Source organism: Gordonia sp. (in: high G+C Gram-positive bacteria) (genome assembly GCF_012515855.1).
GTDB lineage: Bacteria > Actinomycetota > Actinomycetes > Mycobacteriales > Mycobacteriaceae > Gordonia.
The window spans coordinates 1-4289 of record NZ_JAAYXO010000118.1; the positions used below are offsets into that span (position 1 = coordinate 1).

Below are 4289 nucleotides of genomic sequence, written 5' to 3' on the forward strand. Positions count from 1 at the left end.
AGACCGATGTCGAGGATCAGGCCGCCCTTGACGACCTCGATGACGGTGCCCTTGACGGCCTCGTCCTTCTCCTTGAGCTCCTCGATCGTGCCCCAGGCGCGCTCGTACTGAGCCCGCTTCTTCGACAGGATCAGGCGGCCTTCCTTGTCCTCCTTGGTGAGAACAAGAGCTTCGACCTCGTCGCCGACGCTGACGACTTCGTTCGGGTCGACATCGTGCTTGATCGACAGCTCGCGCGAGGGGATGACGCCCTCGGTCTTGTAGCCGATGTCAAGCAGAACCTCGTCGCGGTCAACCTTGACGATGGTGCCTTCGACGATGTCGCCATCGTTGAAGTACTTGATCGTTGCGTCGATGGCGGCGAGGAAGTCCTCTGCCGAGCCGATGTCGTTAACGGCTACTTGCGGCGAGGAGGAAATCGTGGGGGACGACATATGTTGAGTTGCTCCGGACAGGTATCTAGTAGGTACGGTATCCGGGACAGTCGTTGCAGGCTGTACCCGGTTTCCATCTTGGGTTCGCGCCATCGGGACCGCTGGTCTCGGTCGGCGCAGAGTGCGTACTTGCGCACACACACCCATCAAGGGTACTACCCGGTGCCGACCTGGACAAACGGGAGTCCGCGACCGCGTGGCGAAGGAGTCGACGATGGCCCATTCGATCGAGATTCTGCTCGATTCGGACACTGATTCTGCGATCCGCGATCAATGGACGGCGTTGGAGCACGCCGGACTGCCGAGCGCCGGTCGCGTTCGCGCCCACACCAACCGGCCGCACTGCACGCTGCTGGCCGGCACCGCGATCTCCGCTGCGGCCGACGCCGTGCTGGCGACCACTGCCCAGCGACTCCCGTTCGCACTGCGCGTCGGGGGCGCCGTGGTCTTTCCCGCGGGACGCAAGTTCACCCTCGCGCGAGCGGTGGTCCCCTCCACCGAACTGCTGTCGACCCACGCCACGATGTTCCGTTCGGCGGGCGACCACGTCGACGAGCTGGCCGCGCACTGCCGGCCGGGACAGTGGTCGCCGCACGTCACGCTGGGCCTGCGCCTCACCGCCGACCAACTCAAGGCGGCGATGGACTTGCTGACCTGGGAGACTCTTGTCGGACGGGCGTCGGCCCTGCGCCGATGGGACGGCGACGCCAAGGCCGACGTCGTGGTCGCCGGCCGCGCCTGCTGACTTCCGACTCACTCCCCGGACTCCGCAGGGTCCGCCGCACCTCGTGAAGGGACTACCCCGATGACCTCCTCGCCGCGCCCGCCGCGTGTCCTCGGCGACATCGACTCCGCAGTCAGCGAGCACGCCAACCGCGCCTGGTGGGACGCCGAAGCCGACGAGTATCACGCGGAGCACGGCGAGTTCATCGGCGGCTCCACGCCCGGCGGCGAGTTCGTGTGGGGTCCGGAGCGCTACCGCGAGTCGGAGGCACGACTGCTCGGCGACGTCACCGGTCGGGACGTGCTGGAGATCGGCTGCGGATCGGCGCCGTGCTCGCGATGGCTGCGCGCCCAGGGCGCCAACGCCGTCGGCCTCGACGTCTCCATCGGCATGCTTCGCCACGGCATCGACGCAATGGCCCGCGACGAGTCGCCGGTGCCGTTGATTCAAGCGGGCGCCGAGCACCTCCCCTTCGCGGACGCCTCGTTCGACATCGCGTGCTCGTCGTTCGGCGCGGTCCCCTTCGTCGCCGACTCGGCTCGGGTGATGCGCGAAGTCCATCGGGTGCTGCGGCCCGGCGGCCGCTGGGTCTTCGCGACCAACCATCCGATGCGGTGGATGTTCCTCGACGATCCCGGACCCGACGGACTCGTGGTGCGCATGTCGTACTTCTCGCGCACGCCGTACTCGGAGGCCGACGACGACGGGAACGTCACCTACGTCGAGCACCACCGCACCATCGGCGACCGCGTCCGCGAGATCGTCGCGGCCGGACTGGTCCTGGAAGACATCGTTGAACCCGAGTGGCCCGACAACCTGGAGGACGAGTGGGGTCAGTGGTCTCCCCTGCGCGGCTCCTACTTCCCCGGCACCGCGATCTTCGTCTGTCGAAAGCCTGCCTGACTCCCGCTCCGGCGCGCGTAGCCTTGGGATATGTGCCGCAACATCACGGAGCTGCGCGGCCTCGAGCCCGCGGCCACCGAAGAAGAGATCCAAGCCGCCGCCCTGCAGTACGTGCGCAAGGTGTCCGGAATCCGCAAGGTGTCGGCCGCTAACCACGACGCGATCGAACGAGCGGTGGCCGCCGTCGCGGACGCGACCCGCGAGCTCCTCGAGGATCTGCCCGAACGCCGACAGCCGCCGCAGACCGTCCCGCCGCTGCGGCGCCCGGAGGTGCAGGCGCGGATCGCGGCGCGCGAGGCCGCAGCCGGCGTCGGCTGACCTCGGGGACCGTCACAGCAGCTTCGAGAGGAACTCCTGTGTACGCGCTTCCTGCGGATTGCTGAGCAACTCGCGTGGATCGCCCTTCTCGACCACCACGCCGCCGTCCATGAAGACCAACTGATCGGCCACCTCGCGGGCGAATCCCATCTCGTGGGTCACGACCACCATCGTCATGCCTTCGGATGCCAGATTGCGCATCACCGAGAGCACGTCGCCGACCAGTTCCGGGTCCAGCGCCGAGGTCGGCTCGTCGAACAGCATCAGCTTCGGGTCCATCGCCAACGCGCGGGCGATCGCCACGCGCTGCTGCTGCCCGCCCGACAACTGCGCGGGATAGGCGTCGGCTTTGGCGCTCAGCCCCACCTGCTCCAGCAGGTCCAGAGCCCGCTCGGTCGCCTCCCGCTTGGACTTGCCGTTGACGAGCATCGGCGCCTCGATGATGTTCTCCAGCGCCGTCCGATGCGGAAAGAGGTTGAAGTGCTGGAAGACCATGCCGATGTCGCGACGCTGCTTGGCGGCGTCGCGCGGGCTCATCTCATAGAGCTTGCCGCCGCGCTCGCGGTAACCGATCTGTTCGCCGTCGACGAGGAGGCGACCGGCGTTGATCTTCTCGAGGTGGTTGACGCAGCGAAGGAAGGTCGACTTGCCCGATCCCGAGGGACCGATGAGGCAGGCGACCTCACCGGACTGGACTTCCAGGGAAACGCCCTTGAGGACCTGCAGGGCGCCGAAGCTCTTGCAGACGCGGTCGGCCAGGACCATCGGTCGACCACCGGGCACGGCTTGGGGGTCGGTCACTTGCCCTCCTCCACGATCGTCTTGTTGGCGGCGGCGAGGGCTTCGAGCTGACCGTCGGTGAGCTGACGCGATGCGCCCTTCGCGTAGTGCTTCTCGACGTAGTGCTGACCCACCATCAGCACGGATGTGATCACCAGGTACCAGGTCGACGCCACCAGGAGCATCGGGATCGGCTGGAAGTTGACGCCGGAGATGTCCCGCGAGCGGCCGTACAGCTCGAGGCTGAACGGCACGGCGAGCACCAGGCTGGTGGTCTTCAGCATGCTGATGACCTCGTTGCCAGTCGGCGGAATGATGACGCGCATCGCCTGGGGAAGCACGGTGCGCCGCATGGTCTGCCACCACGACATTCCCAGGGCGACCGACGCCTCCATCTGACCTTCGCCGACCGACGAGATGCCCGCGCGAACGATCTCGGCCATGTAGGCGGCCTCGTTGAGCGCCAAACCGATCACAGCGAGCACGAACACGTACTCGAGGCTGAGCTGCTGGATGTCGATCTGCACGAACGTCGGGCCGAACGGAACACCGATGCTGATGACCTTGTACAGCGATCCGACCAGTCCCCACAGCACCAGCTGGACGAACACCGGGGTGCCGCGGAACACCCACAGGTACACCCACGCGGTGGCGCTGAGGACCTTGTTGGGCGACATCCGCATCACCGCGACGATCACGCCGAGCACGACGCCGGCGATCATGGCGAGGACCGTCAAGGCGAGCGTGTAGCCGACACCGGACAGGATCCGTTCCTCGAACAGGTACTTGGCGTACGTGTCCCAGCGATACGCGTCGTTGGTCGCCGCTCCGTAGATGAAGAGGCCGACCAGAATCAGGATGACCGCACCGGCGATCCACTGGCCGGGATGCTTGAGCGGAACGGCCTGGATCGGTTCCGGTTCCGCGGCGTCGCGGTTCGCGGCGTTGTCGGTGACTGTCATCGGCTCAATCCCTGTCGTCGGCTCACTTCGCTGCCCCGTTGATCTCCGCGACGGTGATCATGCCCGCCTCGACTCCCCAATGCTTCGCGATCTGCTCGTACTGCCCGTTGTCGATCAGATACTGCACGGCCTGCTGTACGGCCGGTCCCAGCGCCGATCCCTTGACGA

At 66.8% G+C, this 4289-nt stretch carries 6 protein-coding genes and 1 pseudogene; 3 read left to right on the top strand and 4 right to left on the bottom strand.

From position 1 onward, the window contains the following. Positions 1–434, bottom strand: a 434-nt coding sequence (locus tag GX543_RS09140) for a S1 RNA-binding domain-containing protein (protein WP_290851470.1), incomplete at its 3' end; no start/stop codon positions are given. Positions 435–648: 214 nt separating this feature from the next. Between GX543_RS09140 and GX543_RS09145 the strand changes: the two genes are divergently transcribed. From GX543_RS09145 to GX543_RS09155, 3 genes are read left to right on the top strand one after another with little or no spacing between them, the layout of a single operon-like run. Beyond that, a complete protein-coding gene (locus tag GX543_RS09145; protein WP_290851466.1) occupies positions 649–1179 on the top strand; it encodes a 2'-5' RNA ligase family protein in 531 nt (176 codons plus the stop codon). Positions 1180–1239: 60 nt separating this feature from the next. Beyond that, positions 1240–2061 carry a class I SAM-dependent methyltransferase gene (locus GX543_RS09150; protein WP_290851467.1) on the top strand — a complete coding sequence of 274 codons (822 nt, stop codon included), beginning with the start codon at positions 1240–1242 and terminating at the stop codon, positions 2059–2061. 30 nt (positions 2062–2091) lie between these two features. Further along, on the top strand, positions 2092–2379 hold the full coding sequence (locus GX543_RS09155; RefSeq protein ID WP_290851468.1) for a DUF2277 domain-containing protein: 288 nt from the start codon (positions 2092–2094) through the stop codon (positions 2377–2379). A gap of 12 nt (positions 2380–2391) precedes the next feature. On the opposite strand, the gene GX543_RS09160 is transcribed toward GX543_RS09155, so the two are convergent. From GX543_RS09160 to GX543_RS09170, 3 genes and pseudogenes are all read right to left on the bottom strand, one after another. Further along, positions 2392–3144, bottom strand: a complete 753-nt coding sequence (locus GX543_RS09160; protein WP_290851471.1) for an amino acid ABC transporter ATP-binding protein — start codon at positions 3142–3144, stop codon at positions 2392–2394. A gap of 32 nt (positions 3145–3176) precedes the next feature. Beyond that, positions 3177–4121 carry an amino acid ABC transporter permease gene (locus GX543_RS09165; RefSeq protein ID WP_290851469.1) on the bottom strand — a complete coding sequence of 315 codons (945 nt, stop codon included), beginning with the start codon at positions 4119–4121 and terminating at the stop codon, positions 3177–3179. Between the two features lie 22 nt (positions 4122–4143). Beyond that, positions 4144–4289 (bottom strand): annotated as a pseudogene (locus GX543_RS09170) (ABC transporter substrate-binding protein); the annotation flags it as partial.

Excerpts from the sequence above, each read along its gene's own strand:
- GX543_RS09145 (WP_290851466.1), top strand. The coding sequence starts at position 649 with ATGGCCCATTCGATCGAGATTCTGCTCGATTCGGACACTGATTCTGCG.
- GX543_RS09160 (WP_290851471.1), bottom strand. The coding sequence starts at position 3,144 with ATGGTCCTGGCCGACCGCGTCTGCAAGAGCTTCGGCGCCCTGCAGGTC.
- GX543_RS09150 (WP_290851467.1), top strand. The coding sequence starts at position 1,240 with ATGACCTCCTCGCCGCGCCCGCCGCGTGTCCTCGGCGACATCGACTCC.
- GX543_RS09155 (WP_290851468.1), top strand. The coding sequence starts at position 2,092 with ATGTGCCGCAACATCACGGAGCTGCGCGGCCTCGAGCCCGCGGCCACC.
- GX543_RS09165 (WP_290851469.1), bottom strand. The coding sequence starts at position 4,121 with ATGACAGTCACCGACAACGCCGCGAACCGCGACGCCGCGGAACCGGAA.